This is a genomic window from Geotalea sp. SG265, assembly GCF_022808985.1.
Lineage (GTDB): Bacteria > Desulfobacterota > Desulfuromonadia > Geobacterales > Geobacteraceae > Geotalea.
In genome coordinates this window covers 1-17,353 of sequence record NZ_JAKZFT010000018.1, presented here as the reverse complement: position 1 = coordinate 17,353, position 17,353 = coordinate 1, and the positions used below count along the sequence as shown (strand labels likewise).

26 protein-coding genes are annotated in these 17,353 nt (G+C 45.2%); 19 read left to right on the top strand and 7 right to left on the bottom strand.

Features of this window, described 5'->3' with window-relative positions; translation table 11 throughout:
- Window positions 1-130: 130 nt before the first annotated feature.
- Window positions 131-394 (bottom strand): hypothetical protein, encoded by a 264-nt coding sequence (locus tag ML541_RS16485; RefSeq protein WP_243374562.1) that lies wholly within the window; start codon window positions 392-394, stop codon window positions 131-133.
- Window positions 395-822: 428 nt separating this feature from the next.
- Here ML541_RS16485 and ML541_RS16480 point away from each other — a divergent pair, with 428 nt between their 5' ends.
- From ML541_RS16480 to ML541_RS16415, 14 genes are all read left to right on the top strand, one after another.
- Window positions 823-993 carry a hypothetical protein gene (locus ML541_RS16480; RefSeq protein WP_243374560.1) on the top strand — a complete coding sequence of 57 codons (171 nt, stop codon included), beginning with the start codon at window positions 823-825 and terminating at the stop codon, window positions 991-993.
- A gap of 15 nt (window positions 994-1,008) precedes the next feature.
- Window positions 1,009-1,305 (top strand): hypothetical protein, encoded by a 297-nt coding sequence (locus ML541_RS16475; protein ID WP_243374558.1) that lies wholly within the window; start codon window positions 1,009-1,011, stop codon window positions 1,303-1,305.
- 220 nt (window positions 1,306-1,525) lie between these two features.
- Window positions 1,526-1,696: a hypothetical protein gene (locus tag ML541_RS16470; protein WP_243374556.1), complete on the top strand. Its 171-nt coding sequence runs from the start codon at window positions 1,526-1,528 to the stop codon at window positions 1,694-1,696.
- Window positions 1,697-1,756: 60 nt separating this feature from the next.
- The gene (locus ML541_RS16465; RefSeq protein ID WP_243374554.1) at window positions 1,757-2,173 is read left to right on the top strand and encodes a type IV secretion system DNA-binding domain-containing protein; all 417 of its coding nucleotides are present in this window, start codon (window positions 1,757-1,759) and stop codon (window positions 2,171-2,173) included.
- A gap of 151 nt (window positions 2,174-2,324) precedes the next feature.
- Window positions 2,325-2,513 carry a hypothetical protein gene (locus ML541_RS16460; protein WP_243374552.1) on the top strand — a complete coding sequence of 63 codons (189 nt, stop codon included), beginning with the start codon at window positions 2,325-2,327 and terminating at the stop codon, window positions 2,511-2,513.
- A 12-nt stretch (window positions 2,514-2,525) separates the two neighbouring features.
- Window positions 2,526-2,705 carry a hypothetical protein gene (locus ML541_RS16455; protein WP_243374550.1) on the top strand — a complete coding sequence of 60 codons (180 nt, stop codon included), beginning with the start codon at window positions 2,526-2,528 and terminating at the stop codon, window positions 2,703-2,705.
- A gap of 286 nt (window positions 2,706-2,991) precedes the next feature.
- Window positions 2,992-3,315 carry a hypothetical protein gene (locus tag ML541_RS16450; protein WP_243374548.1) on the top strand — a complete coding sequence of 108 codons (324 nt, stop codon included), beginning with the start codon at window positions 2,992-2,994 and terminating at the stop codon, window positions 3,313-3,315.
- A gap of 9 nt (window positions 3,316-3,324) precedes the next feature.
- Window positions 3,325-4,539: a hypothetical protein gene (locus tag ML541_RS16445; RefSeq protein WP_243374546.1), complete on the top strand. Its 1,215-nt coding sequence runs from the start codon at window positions 3,325-3,327 to the stop codon at window positions 4,537-4,539.
- A gap of 242 nt (window positions 4,540-4,781) precedes the next feature.
- Window positions 4,782-4,991, top strand: a complete 210-nt coding sequence (locus ML541_RS16440; RefSeq protein WP_243374544.1) for a hypothetical protein — start codon at window positions 4,782-4,784, stop codon at window positions 4,989-4,991.
- 367 nt (window positions 4,992-5,358) lie between these two features.
- The gene (locus ML541_RS16435; RefSeq protein WP_243374542.1) at window positions 5,359-6,249 is read left to right on the top strand and encodes a recombinase RecT; all 891 of its coding nucleotides are present in this window, start codon (window positions 5,359-5,361) and stop codon (window positions 6,247-6,249) included.
- A 22-nt stretch (window positions 6,250-6,271) separates the two neighbouring features.
- A complete protein-coding gene (locus ML541_RS16430; protein ID WP_243374540.1) occupies window positions 6,272-6,502 on the top strand; it encodes a hypothetical protein in 231 nt (76 codons plus the stop codon).
- A gap of 554 nt (window positions 6,503-7,056) precedes the next feature.
- Entirely contained in the window at window positions 7,057-7,470 is a 414-nt protein-coding gene (locus ML541_RS16425; protein WP_243374538.1) for a hypothetical protein, read from the top strand.
- A gap of 10 nt (window positions 7,471-7,480) precedes the next feature.
- Window positions 7,481-7,756: a hypothetical protein gene (locus tag ML541_RS16420; protein ID WP_243374536.1), complete on the top strand. Its 276-nt coding sequence runs from the start codon at window positions 7,481-7,483 to the stop codon at window positions 7,754-7,756.
- Between the two features lie 21 nt (window positions 7,757-7,777).
- Complete coding sequence (locus ML541_RS16415; protein ID WP_243374534.1) at window positions 7,778-8,050, top strand: hypothetical protein; 273 nt, start codon at window positions 7,778-7,780, stop codon at window positions 8,048-8,050.
- A gap of 15 nt (window positions 8,051-8,065) precedes the next feature.
- Here ML541_RS16415 and ML541_RS16410 read toward each other — a convergent pair whose 3' ends face one another.
- A complete protein-coding gene (locus ML541_RS16410) occupies window positions 8,066-8,590 on the bottom strand; it encodes an ABC transporter permease (RefSeq protein ID WP_243374532.1) in 525 nt (174 codons plus the stop codon).
- 148 nt (window positions 8,591-8,738) lie between these two features.
- Here ML541_RS16410 and ML541_RS16405 point away from each other — a divergent pair, with 148 nt between their 5' ends.
- Together ML541_RS16405 and ML541_RS16400 are read left to right on the top strand one after the other, a co-directional pair.
- Window positions 8,739-9,041, top strand: coding sequence for a hypothetical protein (locus ML541_RS16405; protein WP_243374531.1), 303 nt, complete (start codon window positions 8,739-8,741; stop codon window positions 9,039-9,041).
- A 12-nt stretch (window positions 9,042-9,053) separates the two neighbouring features.
- Window positions 9,054-9,665, top strand: coding sequence for a hypothetical protein (locus tag ML541_RS16400; RefSeq protein WP_243374529.1), 612 nt, complete (start codon window positions 9,054-9,056; stop codon window positions 9,663-9,665).
- Here the strand turns inward: ML541_RS16400 and ML541_RS16395 are convergent.
- The 4 genes from ML541_RS16395 to ML541_RS16380 all read right to left on the bottom strand — a co-directional run bounded on the left by ML541_RS16395 (window position 9,662) and on the right by ML541_RS16380 (window position 12,999).
- Window positions 9,662-10,096 carry a hypothetical protein gene (locus tag ML541_RS16395; RefSeq protein WP_243374527.1) on the bottom strand — a complete coding sequence of 145 codons (435 nt, stop codon included), beginning with the start codon at window positions 10,094-10,096 and terminating at the stop codon, window positions 9,662-9,664. The two genes, ML541_RS16400 and ML541_RS16395, sit on opposite strands and share 4 nt — an antisense overlap.
- A complete protein-coding gene (locus ML541_RS16390) occupies window positions 10,093-10,725 on the bottom strand; it encodes a hypothetical protein (protein ID WP_243374525.1) in 633 nt (210 codons plus the stop codon). The genes ML541_RS16395 and ML541_RS16390 overlap by 4 nt, the downstream gene beginning before the upstream one ends.
- Before the next feature lie 125 nt (window positions 10,726-10,850).
- Window positions 10,851-11,585, bottom strand: coding sequence for a hypothetical protein (locus tag ML541_RS16385; RefSeq protein WP_243374523.1), 735 nt, complete (start codon window positions 11,583-11,585; stop codon window positions 10,851-10,853).
- Window positions 11,578-12,999: a TraM recognition domain-containing protein gene (locus tag ML541_RS16380; RefSeq protein ID WP_243374522.1), complete on the bottom strand. Its 1,422-nt coding sequence runs from the start codon at window positions 12,997-12,999 to the stop codon at window positions 11,578-11,580. Before ML541_RS16380 ends, ML541_RS16385 begins: the two co-directional genes overlap by 8 nt.
- A gap of 214 nt (window positions 13,000-13,213) precedes the next feature.
- Here ML541_RS16380 and ML541_RS16375 point away from each other — a divergent pair, with 214 nt between their 5' ends.
- The 3 genes from ML541_RS16375 to ML541_RS16365 all read left to right on the top strand — a co-directional run bounded on the left by ML541_RS16375 (window position 13,214) and on the right by ML541_RS16365 (window position 15,654).
- Window positions 13,214-14,116: a hypothetical protein gene (locus ML541_RS16375; protein WP_243374520.1), complete on the top strand. Its 903-nt coding sequence runs from the start codon at window positions 13,214-13,216 to the stop codon at window positions 14,114-14,116.
- Window positions 14,117-14,402: 286 nt separating this feature from the next.
- On the top strand, window positions 14,403-15,173 hold the full coding sequence (locus ML541_RS16370) for an AAA family ATPase (protein WP_243374518.1): 771 nt from the start codon (window positions 14,403-14,405) through the stop codon (window positions 15,171-15,173).
- A gap of 10 nt (window positions 15,174-15,183) precedes the next feature.
- Window positions 15,184-15,654, top strand: coding sequence for a hypothetical protein (locus ML541_RS16365; protein WP_243374516.1), 471 nt, complete (start codon window positions 15,184-15,186; stop codon window positions 15,652-15,654).
- Window positions 15,655-15,854: 200 nt separating this feature from the next.
- On the opposite strand, the gene ML541_RS16360 is transcribed toward ML541_RS16365, so the two are convergent.
- Complete coding sequence (locus ML541_RS16360; protein ID WP_243374514.1) at window positions 15,855-17,051, bottom strand: replication initiation protein; 1,197 nt, start codon at window positions 17,049-17,051, stop codon at window positions 15,855-15,857.
- Window positions 17,052-17,353 lie beyond the last annotated feature (302 nt).

Sequence of the window (17,353 nt, the reverse complement as noted above, 5' to 3'; positions counted from 1 at the left end):
CTTGCCCCTACCCTTTTGCATCTCCCTGTGACTCTCTGCATCTCCCCCCATCTGTCTGCATCTGCATGTGACTCCATGTGACAGCATGCATCTCACACCCCAAAACCATTATAAGGCCGGATGATACCCGTCAGTGCCTCCGTTGGGAGTGTCGAGGCGTTTGCCACGGAGTGCCGCGCTTGCCAAGGGAGGAGTAGTTAAAAGGATCTATGTCGATACCGGGTACGACCATGGTAGGCACTACGGCGCTATCGCTTTCCAGCAGGAGGCGACAGGTGGGAGCGAGGGTGCCTTCGGTTGGATCATGGTGGCAGTGACTGGGATTGTGCCTCTGGTGAGGAGTCGGCTCGGCAAGGGTTTCCTTTTTGATCAGGGGTGGCGGCGTGGTCGGCATTGGCTGTTGCCTTGAAGTAGTAGGCGCAAAAATCAAAATTTGGTGTGAGGGAAAATCAGGCGGAAATTTCAGGTGATGAGGCGACAGGGAGGGGGAAACTACCAGGGCATTTGAAAAGCTGAGAAATGGGGATGATTTGCCCCTTGCATTGAAGAAAAATGAAGAGGTCTGAAGTGCTCAATCTGAATTTTTCACCTGGATCGATGCACAAAATTTTCTCTATCCACCAGCCAAAAAGATGTCCTGATATGTGAAATTTCTATTGACTTAACTATGTCCGAAATTAGTATTAAATATATAACGGTTATAACTAACATTCTAAATAAACAGCATAAATATTTTATATCAAATTAAAGTTTTAAAGAAATTAATCCGATATTAATAGTAAGAGAAAAGAAAATTCCCCCACTCTCGAAGGAGAAATAGCCATGAAATACATACTGCACTCCATAACAATCCTAATTTTAATCGCTCTGACAGTTGGCGTATGGCAACTTGCTGAGAAAAAGTCAACCAACACTGGATATTCAACACCAGATGTTGACTTGGAAAGAGCATCTCAAATAACCGCCAGCTTTAATCGTGCATTGCTGAACTGAACAAGGAGGACTCCAATGACAAGAAAATTAAGAGAACGAAAAATAAATAAGAAAAGACACGAACAAAAGAGGAGAACTCTTCTTAGAAAAAGAGGGCGTTATCTTATGATATGCGATGAGTTTGGCGCTTTTGGGGCTAATGCTGCTTATGATGGGATAGTAGATGTCTTAGAGAAAGTTTTGGGGTTTGGGCCATATCACAAATTTGAGACCTTTGAAGAGTTTGTCGCAGCCATTCAAATGACTGATCAATTTTTACAACATGCAGTTTCAAGCTGCGACGAGGAGAAATACCATGAACAATCACTTTAAAAACATACAGGCAGAGGCTTCAATGGTGGTAGCGCTCGGAATGGGCATTTACTGCAAGCTGGTTCCAGCTCGCCAGGCAATAGGAGCAATACTCGTGGCACTGGGTTTGGCGGGAGCAATTTATACCTTCGGTCAGCTCCTATTCCCTTCGAAGCCTGATTTTACGCGACAGAGAAACTACAGGTAGCCTTGACCACCTGGGCGGCTGGAGGAAGACGATATGGAATCAAAAGTGTACGGCACAGAGGAAGAATTCAACGGACTTACATTCGAAGCGCAGGAGGAGTACTGGGAAGAGTTTCACCAGCACAACCTGCAGGGAACCGCTGACGATCTCTACTTCTACCCAGTAATGATGAGTATCCATTTGCAAGGGTATGTAGGGGACTGAGAAGAACTAACACAAAACCGCACTTGGGAAACGACCATGCGCAGAAGGGAGGGTATCACCATGAAAGACCAAATCAAAAAAAACGGAATGACAGTTAACTTGGAACCGATTGAGGGTAAAGAGGGGATTATCCTTGATTACAAAAGTGATTATATTGCCAATGTCTTTGAAGGGATCACCTGTAAAGAAGATATTGTGAAGACAGTTAATACTATTATTCCTAAAGGGCAGGGGGATAATTGGAATGACGCCGCTAATGCAGTATTTGCAGACATTCTCACTGCCCTTTATGAAAAGGGCAGAATTACCAAGACTGCCGTTAAAGATGTAATCACCGGCTTTACAGCAGGGGAAATTGCTACCCTCGTTAAGGGGGTAGATGGTGGTAAAGGCTATGCCTTTATTCGAGATCACTCAAGCAAACAAACGGGGGTGGTATTAGGGGTACTTGCAGTGTATACAGCCAAGTTTTGGTAATGGAGAACAGGTTAATTTCGTATGTCGCATTGGCAGAATATCGGGGAGAATGTACATCAACTGCCCCAGGGGGTGCAACTTGGACATTACAAAGGATAAATTCAAATTCAGGCTACATCGAGGATCCTTACTTGATTCGATAGCAACCATTGTGGAACTGAATAGCCGAGATGATCTGGTGAAGCATCTCAACAGCTTTTTACTGATGCCTGTGACCTCGGCCCAGGTGAAGATCAACCCATACGGTTACGATGAACGCACTGGATGGGAAACATACATAGTCAAGGTAACATCACAGGGGGTCGTTGGGTTTACCGATGGCCCCGTAGATGAGCAGTAAGGGAGGTGCAACATGAACAAACAAGAACAGATCGGCGACGAATACATCTACATTTCCAGCAATCAACAGCTCTCGGAATCCGTGAAGCTTCATATTCGAAGCGATGCCGACATACTCAAATCATTACAGCCTACTATGAGGAAGGTTGTACTCGACCTGAATAAACAGCTGGCACAGCTAGGCATCAAATAAAAATCTCACCTCTTCACCCTTCCACGCAGACCCTGTAAACACAGCCTTTATAGGGTTTTTCTTTTTTCAGATCACTAGAAAAGCAACAACGATTTTCTTCCTGCTAAAGGGTTTTTCCTGTTGACATAAGTTAGTCCGAAATTAGTATAAAACTTATAACAGTTATAGATAACACATCGAAAATAAATAATATAATTTTTAAATCAAATTAAAGTTTAAAAGCAAATATTCCGATAATATTAATAAAGGCAATGAATTGTTTCTATGCAATGGAGGTACAAACACTATGACAATATCAACTAACAAAATACTCATTGAAGAATTGAACAAATACATTCACCAGGGTGACAGCCTCAAAATCATTGTCACTGTCGTTGAAAATGTTATTCCTGGCGTTGTTGTTAAAGCCATTGATTTCTCAGTCTCTTTTGGCAGTGAATTTATATCAGTTGGCTCAATGGTTGCTGAGCTGCTCGGGACTAAATATGACCAGGGGATCCGGTTCGCAAGGTCAATCGATGATGACGATGCAGAGATGGCAACATACCTGGTTGAAACAATATCAGTAGCATTGTTCGGCGAGAATAAAGCTCTTGGATACATCCAATAGGGGGAACTTATGAACCAGCTTACTCAAACACAGATAAATGAAAATCTAGAAGCAGCCCGAAAATTTCTTGTCCACGCTGGGTTTGCATCGCAAGACCTATATTTCACCAGCGACACTGCAAAAGTGTGGATCGATAAGTATGTCTTCAAGGCCAAATCAGATTATTCGAAAGGTTATATTCGTCAGATTCTTGAGGAAGTTTACATACTTCTCGACAGCAGCAGCTTTTCAGGCAGGTTTTATGTTCATACCAGAGGGGAACAAGTTAAGAAAAGGCCGAGCAGAACTATGCAAGTTTCTCCTGGGAAAAACGGGGCTAGGTTACCTAATTACCGTAGGTTGACAGCCATTTCGATGGTTGAAGCAGGGGTGGGTATTAAAGAAATTGAAAAGGTTACTGGATTAAGCCGCCTTTATTTGTATCGGTTTGGTGCTAGAGCTATCAAGGGGCCAAGTGAGCGGAAGAACGTTGCTATCAAGATGATAGAGGAAGGCAAAACTGCTGAGGAGATCGCTGAGGCTACAGGGTACAGTGTGAATTATCTAAAATATTTAGGAGCTAAGCCCACTAAATCTCCTTTATGTAAATCGCACAGAAAAGTCCTGGCACTTCAGATGATAGAAGCAGGTATCGATATTACAGATATTAAAAAAGCCACTGGGCTAAGCCGGGATTATCTGGTTCGATTAGGTGCCAGATCAATAAAAGCAAAAGCTCGCAAAGTCCTGGCACTTCAGATGATAGCAGATGGTAAAACTGCTGAGGAGATTGCTGAGGCTACAGGGTATGCCATTGGTTACCTACAGAATTTGGGGGCTAAGATGATTAAATCCCCTCCTGCAAGAAAGGTACTGGCAATTCAAATGATTAAAGAGGGTAAAGGGCTTAGAGAAATCGCTGAGGCTACAGGGTACGGAAAATGTACTTTGTACTCATTAGGGGCCAAGGTGACCCCAAACAGTAATCAAAAAGACAATTCGCTGGTTAAAAGGAGAATTACTATGAAGACAAGAACATCATTCGAACAAAGAAACGCAGAGGCAGTTGCCAGACTCTTAACAGCTATGTTCCCAGAAATTCATGCAGCCCTTAGAGCTGACAAGGATATCCAAGCGGCAAGGGAGAAAGGAAACATCGATGAATACCAAAAGGTATTGGCCCTGAAAAGCCCTGCTATCGGTAAAATGCTTGAGGAAAGACTAAAAGCAAGACTGCTCCATTGAGTCGGTACAAACCCTGGCAACGCTTCCTCAGGAAGCACCGCTGGCTGGCTACCCGGCCCAAATCAGTCTGAAGTAGATAAAGCATCTCTTCAACCAAGAGGTGCTTTATCTCTTTAAACGGTTTAAAAAATAATACGGAAAAACAATAAATTAATACTATGATAAATTAAAGTTTTCCCTCTATTAAACCGATAAGTATATTAAAGAGATACAAATTCCCCCACTCTTGAAGGAGAAAAGCCATGAACACATATACCTTTGAAAAAATAGTCATCGTCAGGAACGCCATTACTGGCAAATACCAAGCAGGAGTACAAAGCAATTTTGGTGCATCAGCAATTGTCGTTGAATTTATAGCCACTGTGTGCAAAGGGATCGATCTTTTTGACATCTTCATGGCTAGAGCTCGTGAAAAGGCCGCAAGACTTAATAATGGCGCGAAGTCCTACTAAACGTAGACGAAGGGCACAGATATGAAACCACTACAAAGAGAATCAAAGGGAGTAACCATGATTCAGGCTCGGGGAAGCAATGGCAGATTTGCCGTCGCCACCCTAAGTGGCGTGATCGGCTGCCCCCACTGCCAAAAGTTGATCGTCTACGACGAATTTAAACGAGATGATGAGACAGGGTTCGTCGTTAGAGTGGCAAAACCTCGGTGTTGTGAGCATTGCAATGGGGATCTGGTGTAAAAAAAAGCTTGTATAAACTTAGCGCTGAATTACAATAAAACTATAACGGTTATAGAAATGTAACCGAAATCAAAGAGAAAGGTCACGAAATAGATGTAATGTGATGAGGAATCCGGGGAGGGCCATCATGGAAAATCATGTCGCAAAAATTGAACAAGCATCTGCTGCAGTCACCCGCAAGGTCGAGAACGATATCTTCGCAATAGCAACCCAGTTTGAATCTATCAAGACTGTTGCCGAATATCTGCTGAGGTCGAATTTCCTTCCTTCCACGATAAAAACCCCACAACAGGTGGCCGTAATCATACTGAAGGGTCAAGAGCTCGGATTCAAGCTGATGCAGTCTTTTGAATTCATCAACGTGATCCAAAACAAGCCCTCTCTCAGCCCACAAGGCATGCTGGCACTAATCAACTCATCCCCCGTCTGCGACACAGTTAAGGTCATAGCGAGCGATGAGAAAAAATGCACGGTCATGATGCGGCGTACCAACGGGGTTGAGCACACTGGGTCTTTCACTATCGAAATGGCTTCAAAAATGAAGACCAAGGAAGACGGTAAGGTGATCGCGCTTACGGAGAAATTCAACTGGCGTACAATGCCTGCCACTATGCTCCAATGGAGGGCAGTTGCAGCGGTCGCAAGAATCGTTTTCCCCGATGTTATTGGCGGTATGTATCTGACAGAAGAGCTTGAATCCTCTGTTGACGCTACCCCAGTACAACCTGTTGAACCTTCCACTACTGATACGGCTCCAGTGATTGAAGTGCAGTCGGAAGTGATCACCAAGGGCAAAACCATCGCCCCTGAACTTCCAGCGGAGCTGGCCGAAGCATTCCAATCGTTCACCCAGGTAGCAAGATTCGCAGATCTCGAAGGGGATACTTACTGCATCGCCAAAGGGCGCATATACTCAAAGTCCGAAAAGACGGCTTTCCTGGAGTCCAATGGGTTTGTTGAAAACACTGAACATCGCTGCTGGTACTGCGAACTGCCAAAAGAGGGTGTAAATTCATAGCGCGAAAAAGGAGGATATTAGAATGGAAAAGAAAAATACCAACGAAACTATCATTATCATCAACTGCCCCCACTGTGGGGAGCAAATCGAGCACTCCATAAATGTAGCCAGGATCCATGGTCGGCTCTTAGGCTCTACCCGGAGTGAGAAGAAAACGGCTGCTTTGCAGGTAAATGCAGCGAAAGCAAGGGCTGCTAAAGCGGCAAAAGCTGCTGAGAAGAAAGCTGCAAGTGAAGGCAAAGGCAGCAAATAGCACTTTTTAACCGTTATAAAAATTATTCTGAAATTTCACTTTTTTTTCTTTATGAAATTAAAGAATAAGCTACTGAACATCCGATAATAATAGTAAAGAAGCTAAAAACCTTAAAGCGCAGGAGCGGTCACAGGTAAAGGATTACCTCCCCACAAATGGGAGGTAGAAATGAAATACTATCATGAACAAACCATCACTCACACATGCGGTCACAAACACACCTATTCTCTCTCCTATAATTTCACCAAAAGGGCTGTAGAGCTACATAGGCTGTGGGGGCAAAAATGCCCCGAATGCCAACGCCAGGCCTACATCAAATCTCTTGCTGTTAAGACTGAGAGTTCTAAAGCTGGCCTGCCTGAGCTACAGGGAACCCAAAAACAGGTTTCCTGGGCTATTCAGATCAGGCTACAGCAATTCAGGGCTCTCAGTCGGCAGCATTCGTCTGACGTTCTCATCCCTCTCATCAGCAAACATCCTGATGCCAAATTCTGGATCGATAACCGAAATCAGAACGCACAGGATCTCTTTCAGAGACTGTAAGGGAGGCGACCATGGACTACAAGCAGACACAAACCAAAGAATATAAGCAGGCCCACAGCACATTCCAACTAATTACCCATGAATGCGGCCATAAGCAGGGCTACTACACCCTACCCTCTGACGAAGGCGAAAGACTCAAGTGTGTTCAAAGTCTCCAGTCAGACATTTGCCCTTATTGTCACCTCGGGGCCTGCGGGGAGTCGTGGGATCGAGTGGCAATTAACAGGAGCTCGCTCGCTGGGTTACCCCCACTCCAAGGGACTATAAAGCAGCTGAAATGGGCTGCTCAGATACGGTACCAGTTTTACAAAACCCTCAGTGATCAGTTGAACCAAGACGAAATCATTCCGGCGATGAGCCGTCACCTGGATGCGAAGTTTTGGATAGATAACCGCGAAGCAAGCGACATCCTGAAACATCTGTAGGAGAGGCAAAATGAGCACAAGAACGCATGCAGAGATAACAAAAGAGATCGAGCAGCACCGAGAGGCCCTAAGGAACCTTCAGAGGGAATATTTCCTGGTTGGTACCTGGGAGAGGAACTACAAGGCCACCAGGTGGGGGGAAACTAGATATATCGAGTGGAACCCATATGGAATTCGAATTGTTGATGCAAAAGGGGGATTCATAAAAGGATTTACAACGCATAGCGGCGACCCGGATATGAAGGCACGACAAGCGCTAAGAGGCTGGGAAATTGCTCGCATCTAAGGGTTATGAGCTGGAGGTAACATGGAATCAACTGACAAAACAAATCGAACTCAGACCTTTGCGCAGGTGGGCGTTATTTATTCGGGGCTCATCTTTTACGCTGCCTGGGGTTACTTTTTTTCACAGTATTTTGCAACTCCATATGGGATAGACGGTATTAAAACTGAGAATATGTCCACATTTTTTCACATCTTTTTATTGTGGTTCGCTGTATCTATCATTGCAGCCATTGCGCAGGTTTACGAAAATCTGAAGGCCAAGCAAGATGATGAAGATTATGAGGATGAGGATTAAATCAATCAGGCTGTGTTATTCATTGTCGTTATGAAATACGTTACAATCCAAAAAAAAATACTTAGGATCTGTAGCTATTGCATCGGCACCTTCTGGCATAAAATCGTCATCATCGTTGGCTTTACCGTAAGTCTTGGGCTCTGAAGAAAACAATCTGAGTACACCTCCAATCATCATCCCAATAAAAACCCCAAAAACACCACCACATAGGACATACCTTACAAATGCCGACGATTGGAAGTAGTCAGGCATACCAAGGAAAAATCTAACCACAAGTGTAACGATGCTAAAGATAAACCAGATGAACGAACCTTTCAGCACTATGTTTCCCAACAATCCAAAATCGATTATGCTTGTTATTCCAGTCTTTTTAAATTTCTTTTCCTTATTTTCTTTCGGGCGCACGTCATTGTTAGGATGGTAACTTGATCCAATGTATGAGAGTGGGTCATTGGGGATTATTACAGGGGTTGCCTCGCCCACCTCTTGCTCCCTGTTGAGCCGTCTATTTATCCTGCCTTTAGCTCTATTTCCTTGCATACTCTTTCCTCGCCACTTAAAAACTGTCTCACCAACATTGCCTATGCCATTGTTAACGAAAACTACCCCTTAAATCAAGCTAATATTGATCCCGGATTTCGATCAGCCCCTCACGAAATAGGTATTAACGCGGTAGGGGGTATTGCAGATGAAACCAATGACTATTGACAGAATCAAAAAGGAAATCGAGGGTCATCGCATGGCGCTTTTTGTTTTGAAGCGGGATATGTTCCTGCTTGGAGAATGGAAACGGATGTATCGTGCCACTCAGGGCGACGAAACCAGGTATATTGAATACCGCAAAGGCGGGGATGTCCGAATCGTTGATGAGAGAGGGCGTTTTGTTCAGGGCTTTTCAATTCACCTCGATATACTCTGCAGACCTCGAATCGATGCTGAAGAAGCTCTAAGTGACTGGAAAATTGAATTATGCAGAGATGACGGTAGGTAAATCGGAGCGACCATGGTAACGGTAAATGTATCACGAACAGATCAACATTTAATCTACGGTAGTGGCTGGCCTTTACAGGTAAAGGTCAAATCCAATCGCCGCTATTCCCGTGCATGGCTTGCCAAGGTGAAGGGAACTGATGACCTTTTAAATCTGACCGTAGAGCGAGAATACCTCAAGCCGGTTGAGCAAAAGTACGGCGTCAAAGTTTTTTTAGCTACGGAGCCTGGCATCTATGATTTAAACACCCTGAATGGCCGCAAGGAAGGTGGATTTGGGGAGCACCTCTTTTTGCGCGTTGAATCAGATGGTAGTGTGGATATCATTTTTGAAAAACACGGACTAGCCTTGATTTTTGGATATGACAATTTCCACTCACTCAAAGAGGCTCGCTACCACTCTGTCTTAGCTCATGATTCGATAGCTGGGCTCCCAACCCTCATCGGTAGCACTGACCAGGTGTTATGGGCTGCTCCGTGGCGGATTGCGGCTTTCGCAGAGTTGACCGCGAGGTTTTCTGCTGAATCTGTGGTCGAAGCCTTTAGAAAAGCACCTGATGCTCGTTTCTGGATTGAAAATCGGAGAGGCGGTGAGCTGCTGTTGCAATACCTGCAGGAGCTTTAGGCGGCGATTTTCCCTATTCTTTCTTTAAGGAATTCTTGTTGGCGTGCATGGAAGGTCGTTCTCATACCTTTCCTCTTTCCCCACCATTGGATCTGTGTATAAAGCAGCATCAAAAATGACCCAACGTTTAACCCTTTGAAGAAGAACAGAACTTGTGAGTGCTGTTTTCCCATGATTGCTATCAAACCTGCTAGAATCGATGCAATAATGAAAAACCAGCGTGTGTTCAAGCTGCAGGATTCCTCGACCACCAAAACCAGGCGCTCTTGAGCCAAGAAAATCTCTCTCGCCTGGTGGATGACCGTATCAGTTTCGGCCTCGCTTTCGACCAGGTATTTCATCATCGTTTCCTTCTGCGATACCTCCTGCAGCAAGGCTTTCACTAGGACACGTTGCGTTGGTAATAGGATTTTCCACTCCACGTTGGTCATACCCTCTCCTTGTTTTGCTTCAGCATGTCACGCAATTCGTTCACATAACTCACGCTAAAGCCTGTTTCGGCGCACACTTCACTGACGCTCTTCCCCTCCCCTAACAGCCTGAATGCGTCCTTGCGCAAAGATATCTTGCCCAATTTCAGTCTCGCAGCCGTGAGCTTGGGGACATATACCCCTCCTACGACGCCGTGCTTAGTCAAAATTTCATAGATCTTTCCCAAGGCCTCCCTAGGGTCAACCATTTCTGCCTCGACCGATTTTAAGGCCGGTTTTGCCACTTTTCGTACATAGTGGGTAGTGACCTCACAATCTGCCGCAACCTGGGCTACGGCCATTGCGTTTACTACTGGGTACCCTGCGAGCTCATCGAGCACTTGCCTTTTGAGCCCTGTTTCTGTTTTTGCCTTGTCGGCATCAACCTGAAAAGCTGTTGTTCTGGTTTTGACTTTACCCAAATAGGTCTCTAACCAGCTGGCACCCTTTAAGTGCTTGTGAGGAAGATAGATCTTTCTTGCACCGAAGCCTAGAGCCCACAGCAGCCTGCATGCTTGGTATATTTCTTCATCAACATCCTGGAAATTCCCGGCTGCAATGTCTCTGAATTGTTCGGCTACGTTCTTCATTAGACCCTTCCCTACCCTGTCGGTGCCTATTTCTTTGGCAATTTGCTAATTCCTGTGTTTTCTGCGGTTCTTATCTTTTTTCTCAACTAGTTCCAGTCAAGCCTTTCCACAGGCGGTGTTGATAATTAATCATCCTTCTTCTTTTCCAGAGGGTGTGGAATTGAAATGAAACTGCAATCCGTGGATTCAATGAGGGGTTTCAAAACCCTCCTGGAAAAGTCGTTGGTGTACATCCGCTTGACCTCCAGCAGTTTCCACAGCTTGAACATTACCGTGCTCGCCTGTTTCTTTGTCAGTCGGTTTAGGGCCTCCAGCTGCTTTTTCTCGTTAATTGTTTTCCCGAGGTAGCCCAGGGCCTTCACGATCTGTTCTTTCTGGCTGGCCGTCGCAAGTGTTTTGCCATCGACTTGTTTTAAAAGAGGTGCAGCGCATTTTCGCACATATTCTGCTGAGGTGCCATATTCAGCCGCCAGTTCCTCATAGTCGATCTCATCCCCACTTTGTATCGCTTCCAGGAGATAAAGCGAAATGATCCGCCTTTTTGAGGCCATGGGGGGCTTTTCTTCGCCTTTCAGTGTAAGGAATTGACCACCATGCTTCGCAACATCAGCATCTTCCTTTCCGAAAATTTCCCCGAGCAGCTCCTTGGTCTTCTTGTACTCGGTCAAATCGACGGTCTTTTGCTGGATCTGCCGCACCCTGCGTTCCGTTATCCCGAATTCAGCCGCAACTGTCTTGATGATACCGGCATCTATTGTTTCGAATTGAGCTAGGCGCTCCGATACGCGTTCTGTCTTGAACTCCTTGACGTATATTCGCTTGTTCCCCTGTATTTGTGGGAATTCGATTACCTTACTCATCCCCTATCACCTCCTCATAGATCCTGATACCTTCGGATCGGTCATGTCGAGGAGTGAATCTGGGGTTTGGGCAATCTACGCCCAGCTCGAAGTCAGATGGAGGGGCTAGCAGATGTCCTTGGTAAATTTCCCCCTTCCGTCTCACAACGAGCTCAAAATCTTTCATCCGGGTAATCTCAGTAGGAGAAATCACATAGTTTTCGGTGTCTCGGCTACTAATGCCACCCCCATAATTGACAGTTATGGCATCAGACTCTTTACCCATCAGTTCAGCGAAGTATTTTGCGATCTCGTTGTCTTCGGTCGCCAGTAAGTACTTTGTCCTGGTGTTGCCTATGATGATGTCACGGAACTCCCTTGAATGTTCCTTGTCGATTTGCCTCGGGCTCTGGTGGGACACTACCATTTTCACATCGGCAGAACGGCCTTTGTCGAAAAGGTCTGTTACCCCATCAAAAATGAAGTTTTCAAACTCGTCAATTACCACCAAAAAGGGTTTTCTGTGCAGAGTGGTAACCTGGATATTACCGATCAGGTATCTCAGGTCAGATAGGAGCAGTTTGCCAACAGATTTAGCAGTTGTATCCATCAGGAGAGACGGCAACACCACCCACAGGATCCCACTGTTGTTGTAAACCTGTTTCAATGTCACGTCTGGGTTGTAGCTATTGAGCATACGTCCTAAGGAGCCAGTTGAAAATTTGCGGAAAAACATTTTTGCCCCTTGGACATATTTTTGGAACTCTGCTGAGGTTCGATTATCAGAGCTTGTCCATTGCTCTAGCCAGTTCTGGAGTACTACAAGAACTTCAGGGTCTGTTGTTTTTGATATTAGTGATCGTAGCCCCTGCGGGTGTTCCAAAACGCACCATTTATCACGAAAGGAAAACTCCTTTCCTGTAGAAAGGAATGCCCTGACAAGGGTGTCCACGATTTCTTCCTTCACATCCTCATAGAAGGCCATCTTTTGGCCTGTGACCTCGGCAGCTTTCAGGATTGCTGTTGTTAACGAGATGCTGCTGTCGATGGACTTTAAGGGGTTGTATGTATTGGATCCGAACTGACCAAGAAGACCAGTTTCCTTTTCAATTGCATATGGACTTAGAAACTGGAACTGACCAGTTCGACCACAATGATAAGCTGTAGCGTATGCTGTCGTGAAGAGGTTGTAGTCGAACTTCATATCGGCCACCAGGACACCCCACCCCATCCAAATCGCCTGGTTGATGATCGACCTTAACAGGGTCGTTTTCCCTGTACCCGTGGTTCCGAGTATGACTGAATGGAGGCCCATCGTCTCGTCATTCATATAGACAAGCTCTCTGCCCTTGTCCTCCAACTTGTTCACACCGACCCCAACCAGAATGCCTTTTCTTTTGTCCAGCGGGTTTCCCCTTACTTCGTCCGTCAGCATAGACCCCTCCCTATTAATCTGTTGATCTACCTATTTCGTGAACCAAAAACGGGGTATTGGGAATGAGCTACACTTAAACGTAATTTTCTCTACATTCTCAGTAATTTATGTTTCTATAGTAAACATTGTTTTTTTTGTATCCTTAATTTTCTTGAATTTCTTAGATTCTTAAGTATTATTTGTATACTGAGAAATTAAAGTAAGGTCGTGAAACATGAAAAATGGTGCAAACAAAGAAAACATCATTCGCCTACAGGTGCGGATTAGAAATGCTGAGACGCAAAAGTACTTGGCGACACTCTGCCAGACAGAACGAGGGGGAGTATTTCTTGAAGCTGTTGACAGCTGGTACAAGAAGAAGCGCTTTTACCATCCAAGGACTTGCAGCAGGACAGCAAAGCCTATGCGTTTAAACTTTCTGCTCCCTGCTTCGCCAAACGTGTTGCAACTAAAGGGCATCCACCCTCTATCGCGTACTATTTTCATCGAGGAAATTCTTTGGGAGTATGTTCAACAAAATCCTTTCTCGTTTCTTGTGATTCCAGATGAAGCCGTAGCTATTGAGCAAGATAAAGTGGATCGCCCCTGCCCTGCTCCAGGGAATAAGCAATTTTTTACAGATAGAAACGACATCAAGGTTAACTGGTTTCGCATACCTGAGTTTCTAAAGGCTCTGCGGTGGAGCTTGGACAATGAACCAAAAGAACTACTGTCTACAGCACTGACAGTAGATGGAAAATGTTATTTCTTTGTAAACATTGTTTACTCTGTTTTTCAAGAACTCGCGTTAAACAAAGGTTGGGACGACATTTACATGTACAACTACGATGTTAACGCCAGAAGGGAGTTGCTCTTCTGGATAGTCAACCAGCTGCGAGGGAAGAACATACTTATCGATACCGTCATTCCACCTCAGGGGTTTTGCAGAAAATTCCAGGTCAGTATGGGAAAACTTGATCGCTGGGGGCGGCCAGCGGGCGGGATTAAGGTTCTAACCTACGTCCCATTTTGGGCTAGCGCATTAGGTTACACGAACGATGATCTCATTGCGCTCGCTGCTGACAGAGATCCTATTGTTTCAAGGGTCAAGCCTTATACGCCGAAGAAAGGAGCCTAAGATGGTTAATCTTATCGAAAGCTATTGCTTGGGAGCCACTGAAAAAATAGAGGTGACCAAAATCGTAACAACCAAAGGGGACTGCTTCCGGTTCTTAGGGAGGCTCGATAAATTCGAGGCGGAGAGGCAGGTAGGGGTATTACTTGGTAACTCCAATAAACTGAGTAAACATAGAAATAATTGAAAACTCCCGAACCGTAGTTTATTGATTATCCTGTGAAATCATGGTATAAAATGTTTACTCTGATTACTGATGAATTTCAGTTTAAATTTTTTGGGGGACACCATGAGCAGGATCGCTTTGATAAACCAAAAGGGCGGGGTCGGAAAAACAACCACGACAGTAAATCTGGGGGCAGCCCTCGCAAAAAAGGGCAAGAAGGTTTTGCTGATCGATCTAGATCCCCAGGCACACCTGACCCTCTCTCTAGGAATTGGGGTAGGGGATGCCGAACCTCTCAAAAACACCATTTATGATGTGCTTCGCGGGGACTGCACCGTTAAGGAAGCCATTCGGAAGAGGGGAGGGGATGACCCTTTATGGGTGCTCCCTGCCAGCCTAGACCTCTCAGGCGCTGAAATTGAGCTCTCTGGCGTTGCCGGTAGAGAATTCTTGTTGCGAGAGGCAATGGAAGGGGTATCTGGCTACGATTTCATTTTGATTGATTGCCCTCCATCCCTGGGCCTCCTAACATTGAATTCTCTGACTTTTGCTCATCACATTTATATTCCTCTCCAGGTTGAGTTCCTCGCTCTGCAGGGTATGGCAAAATTGTTGGAGATTGTCGAACTCGTAAAGAAGCGCCTCAACAAATCCCTGGAGATCTCTGGGGTCATTGCAACCCGGTATGACCATCGAAAAAAATTGAATCGAGAAGTTGTGGAGACAGTGCGAGGTTTCTTCAAGGAGAAGCTCTTTAGTACCCTCATTCACGACAATATCGCCCTGGCTGAAGCTCCAAGCCATAGCAAGACGATTTACGAGTACAAACCGGATTCGGTAGGGGCAATCGATTATCTCGATCTAGCGAAAGAAGTAATTGAACGGAAGAAGTAAGGAGGAAGCTATGGCTGAAAAAAAAGTGGATAATAGCCGTATGGGCCGCAATCCGCTCTCATGGATACAGGACACAAGAGAAGAAGAGGGGGCAGGGGAGCTTGGCAAAGACGCTGCACCAGCAGCTCCAGCGCTAGAAGAAAAACCTGCACCTGTAAAACCCGTATTACAGCAAAAACCCGTTAAACAAGTAAAACAAAATTTACAGAGTAAACAAAGTAAATCAGCCGCTACAGCTACGCCCGTTGTGAAGATAGAAGCGGACGATGGTGTTACTGATAGGGTAAGTACTATCTACAAGGGTCTCCCCCCTGGATACCAGCGGCAGACGTATATCCTTTCAAACGAGCTGGTGGATAAAGTTCGCAATTATGCTTGGTGGGAGAGGATGGACATCAAAGAGGTTATGCACGAAGCTCTGGAAATGTACTTTGCGGATAAAAAGGTGAAGCCGATCCCGGAGGGCAGGAAGAAAGGTTAGGTGGGTTGTTCAGCTTTGGTTAGGTAGCACTCGGCGCAACATTCATTCTGCAGGAGAACATTTTTCTTCGCATCGGCGTCAGATAGAAAGGTTCTCCTCACGTCTTTTTGGCAGTGGGTACAGACCCACTCGTAAATCAGTAACTCATTTTTTTTAGGGCGGCCTTTTTTGCTGCCCTTTTTATTTTCTAGGTTATCCATTTATTTAGGAACCCCCATGGTTTCTAGGATGGATATGATCTGCTGCTCAAAGGAGAGCCTTGAGAAATAGGGATTTGCCTTTTCCTCCTCAGCCGCTTTGTCGAGAATACATTTTTTCTCCTCTTCGCCGAGGCCTTCATAGTGGGCGAGTAGCCGATCAACTCTCTGCTGCATCAGTTCAGCCTCTGTCTGCTCCTTAACAGCCTGCTCCTCGCGTTTCCGCTTCGCCGTTTCTTTCGCCGCAACCTCTTTCAGACGGGTATCCTCAGCCCAATCATTCGTCAGAGAATCCTTCAAATATTTCTTGAAGTTGGTCTTACTATTTTTCAGGGCGTACTTAATGTTCGATTCGACGTACTCAGGGCCTTTTTCGCCTTTTTCCTTCAGGCAAGCGGCCAACATTTTCCTAACTGTTTCCTGCTGCTGGTAGACTGGCGGGAGTAATGCTATAAGGGTATCAAGAGTGTTATCAGTTTCAATCTCTGCTTTGCTTTTCGCCTTGACGGTGAATTTGATGCTCTGGACTCGACCACCTCTACCACCAGCTTGCAGGGCGTATTTGATGTTTATATCAGTTTTCGCATTGACCTCATCGACAGCTGGATCCAGAACCCTTTGCTTTAGATCACCAAATCGTCCATACAGGTGGGGCTCGATACCCATAATTTTGCGGAAATCCTCAACACTCATCCTGGGGATCTCGACGTTCAGATAATCCTTGGCAAGTTCGTACAGCGCCAGGCTGTATTTGCTCATCATTTTGGACATCTGTTGAAGATCGATTACGCCGTAAACTGGCTTATGGAGAAGTCGTTCGTGGATCGTAGGGGGGAGGAAGAAGAAAATCTTCCAGTCGGGTTCGTCATATTTCACCCGGATCTCGGCTAATAGCGACATCCGGCGCATTTCCTTGACGATTTTTTCTTTACCCAGTATATCAATTTCGACCTTGATATCCTGAAGTTCCTTCATCTTTTCGATTACTTCTTTGTAGGTGCGATGCTGGAGGTTCAAAATTTGCTTCAGCTCTGCAAAGGACATTTCGAAAAGGGTTTGGTCAGGATCTTTGCGGAGCTGCTGTTGGGCGTAGTATAGGAGGGCATTGTAGCTCTTGCGTTGACCGCAGGTAACCACATTGCTCATCTGGATCAGGGAGGAGGGCTTTTTAAGCTCGCGGGAGGACACGGAGTCACTCATGGTTCTTACGCTCCTTGAAGTTGGTTTCATTTATCATTTAACGACAATTATTGCAAGAATGTTTGTCGTTAAAATAGCTAGAGCCTCTCTGGGAGAGGGTGCAAAGTTCTGTCGTTTAAATGCAAAGCTTTGTCGTTACAACTGCAAAGTTTTGTCGTTCAAATAGCCCTGATTTCTGCAAAGTTTTGTCGTTAAAACAGGCATAACTCATTGTAATAACACAGGTTTTTTACCATATCATTGACTGCAAAGTTCTGTCGTTAAAACCTAAGCTAAGTGTCTGTTATTACATTGTTTTCCCG

Excerpts from the sequence above, each read along its gene's own strand:
- ML541_RS16435 (WP_243374542.1), top strand. The coding sequence starts at position 5,359 with ATGGAAAATCATGTCGCAAAAATTGAACAAGCATCTGCTGCAGTCACC.
- ML541_RS16485 (WP_243374562.1), bottom strand. The coding sequence starts at position 394 with ATGCCGACCACGCCGCCACCCCTGATCAAAAAGGAAACCCTTGCCGAG.
- ML541_RS16450 (WP_243374548.1), top strand. The coding sequence starts at position 2,992 with ATGACAATATCAACTAACAAAATACTCATTGAAGAATTGAACAAATAC.
- ML541_RS16395 (WP_243374527.1), bottom strand. The coding sequence starts at position 10,096 with ATGACCAACGTGGAGTGGAAAATCCTATTACCAACGCAACGTGTCCTA.
- ML541_RS16385 (WP_243374523.1), bottom strand. The coding sequence starts at position 11,585 with ATGAGTAAGGTAATCGAATTCCCACAAATACAGGGGAACAAGCGAATA.
- ML541_RS16475 (WP_243374558.1), top strand. The coding sequence starts at position 1,009 with ATGACAAGAAAATTAAGAGAACGAAAAATAAATAAGAAAAGACACGAA.
- ML541_RS16465 (WP_243374554.1), top strand. The coding sequence starts at position 1,757 with ATGAAAGACCAAATCAAAAAAAACGGAATGACAGTTAACTTGGAACCG.
- ML541_RS16390 (WP_243374525.1), bottom strand. The coding sequence starts at position 10,725 with ATGAAGAACGTAGCCGAACAATTCAGAGACATTGCAGCCGGGAATTTC.
- ML541_RS16415 (WP_243374534.1), top strand. The coding sequence starts at position 7,778 with ATGGAATCAACTGACAAAACAAATCGAACTCAGACCTTTGCGCAGGTG.
- ML541_RS16470 (WP_243374556.1), top strand. The coding sequence starts at position 1,526 with ATGGAATCAAAAGTGTACGGCACAGAGGAAGAATTCAACGGACTTACA.
- ML541_RS16455 (WP_243374550.1), top strand. The coding sequence starts at position 2,526 with ATGAACAAACAAGAACAGATCGGCGACGAATACATCTACATTTCCAGC.
- ML541_RS16360 (WP_243374514.1), bottom strand. The coding sequence starts at position 17,051 with ATGAGTGACTCCGTGTCCTCCCGCGAGCTTAAAAAGCCCTCCTCCCTG.
- ML541_RS16375 (WP_243374520.1), top strand. The coding sequence starts at position 13,214 with ATGAAAAATGGTGCAAACAAAGAAAACATCATTCGCCTACAGGTGCGG.
- ML541_RS16400 (WP_243374529.1), top strand. The coding sequence starts at position 9,054 with ATGGTAACGGTAAATGTATCACGAACAGATCAACATTTAATCTACGGT.
- ML541_RS16410 (WP_243374532.1), bottom strand. The coding sequence starts at position 8,590 with ATGCAAGGAAATAGAGCTAAAGGCAGGATAAATAGACGGCTCAACAGG.
- ML541_RS16440 (WP_243374544.1), top strand. The coding sequence starts at position 4,782 with ATGAACACATATACCTTTGAAAAAATAGTCATCGTCAGGAACGCCATT.
- ML541_RS16445 (WP_243374546.1), top strand. The coding sequence starts at position 3,325 with ATGAACCAGCTTACTCAAACACAGATAAATGAAAATCTAGAAGCAGCC.
- ML541_RS16425 (WP_243374538.1), top strand. The coding sequence starts at position 7,057 with ATGGACTACAAGCAGACACAAACCAAAGAATATAAGCAGGCCCACAGC.
- ML541_RS16430 (WP_243374540.1), top strand. The coding sequence starts at position 6,272 with ATGGAAAAGAAAAATACCAACGAAACTATCATTATCATCAACTGCCCC.
- ML541_RS16380 (WP_243374522.1), bottom strand. The coding sequence starts at position 12,999 with ATGCTGACGGACGAAGTAAGGGGAAACCCGCTGGACAAAAGAAAAGGC.
- ML541_RS16420 (WP_243374536.1), top strand. The coding sequence starts at position 7,481 with ATGAGCACAAGAACGCATGCAGAGATAACAAAAGAGATCGAGCAGCAC.
- ML541_RS16370 (WP_243374518.1), top strand. The coding sequence starts at position 14,403 with ATGAGCAGGATCGCTTTGATAAACCAAAAGGGCGGGGTCGGAAAAACA.
- ML541_RS16405 (WP_243374531.1), top strand. The coding sequence starts at position 8,739 with ATGAAACCAATGACTATTGACAGAATCAAAAAGGAAATCGAGGGTCAT.
- ML541_RS16480 (WP_243374560.1), top strand. The coding sequence starts at position 823 with ATGAAATACATACTGCACTCCATAACAATCCTAATTTTAATCGCTCTG.
- ML541_RS16365 (WP_243374516.1), top strand. The coding sequence starts at position 15,184 with ATGGCTGAAAAAAAAGTGGATAATAGCCGTATGGGCCGCAATCCGCTC.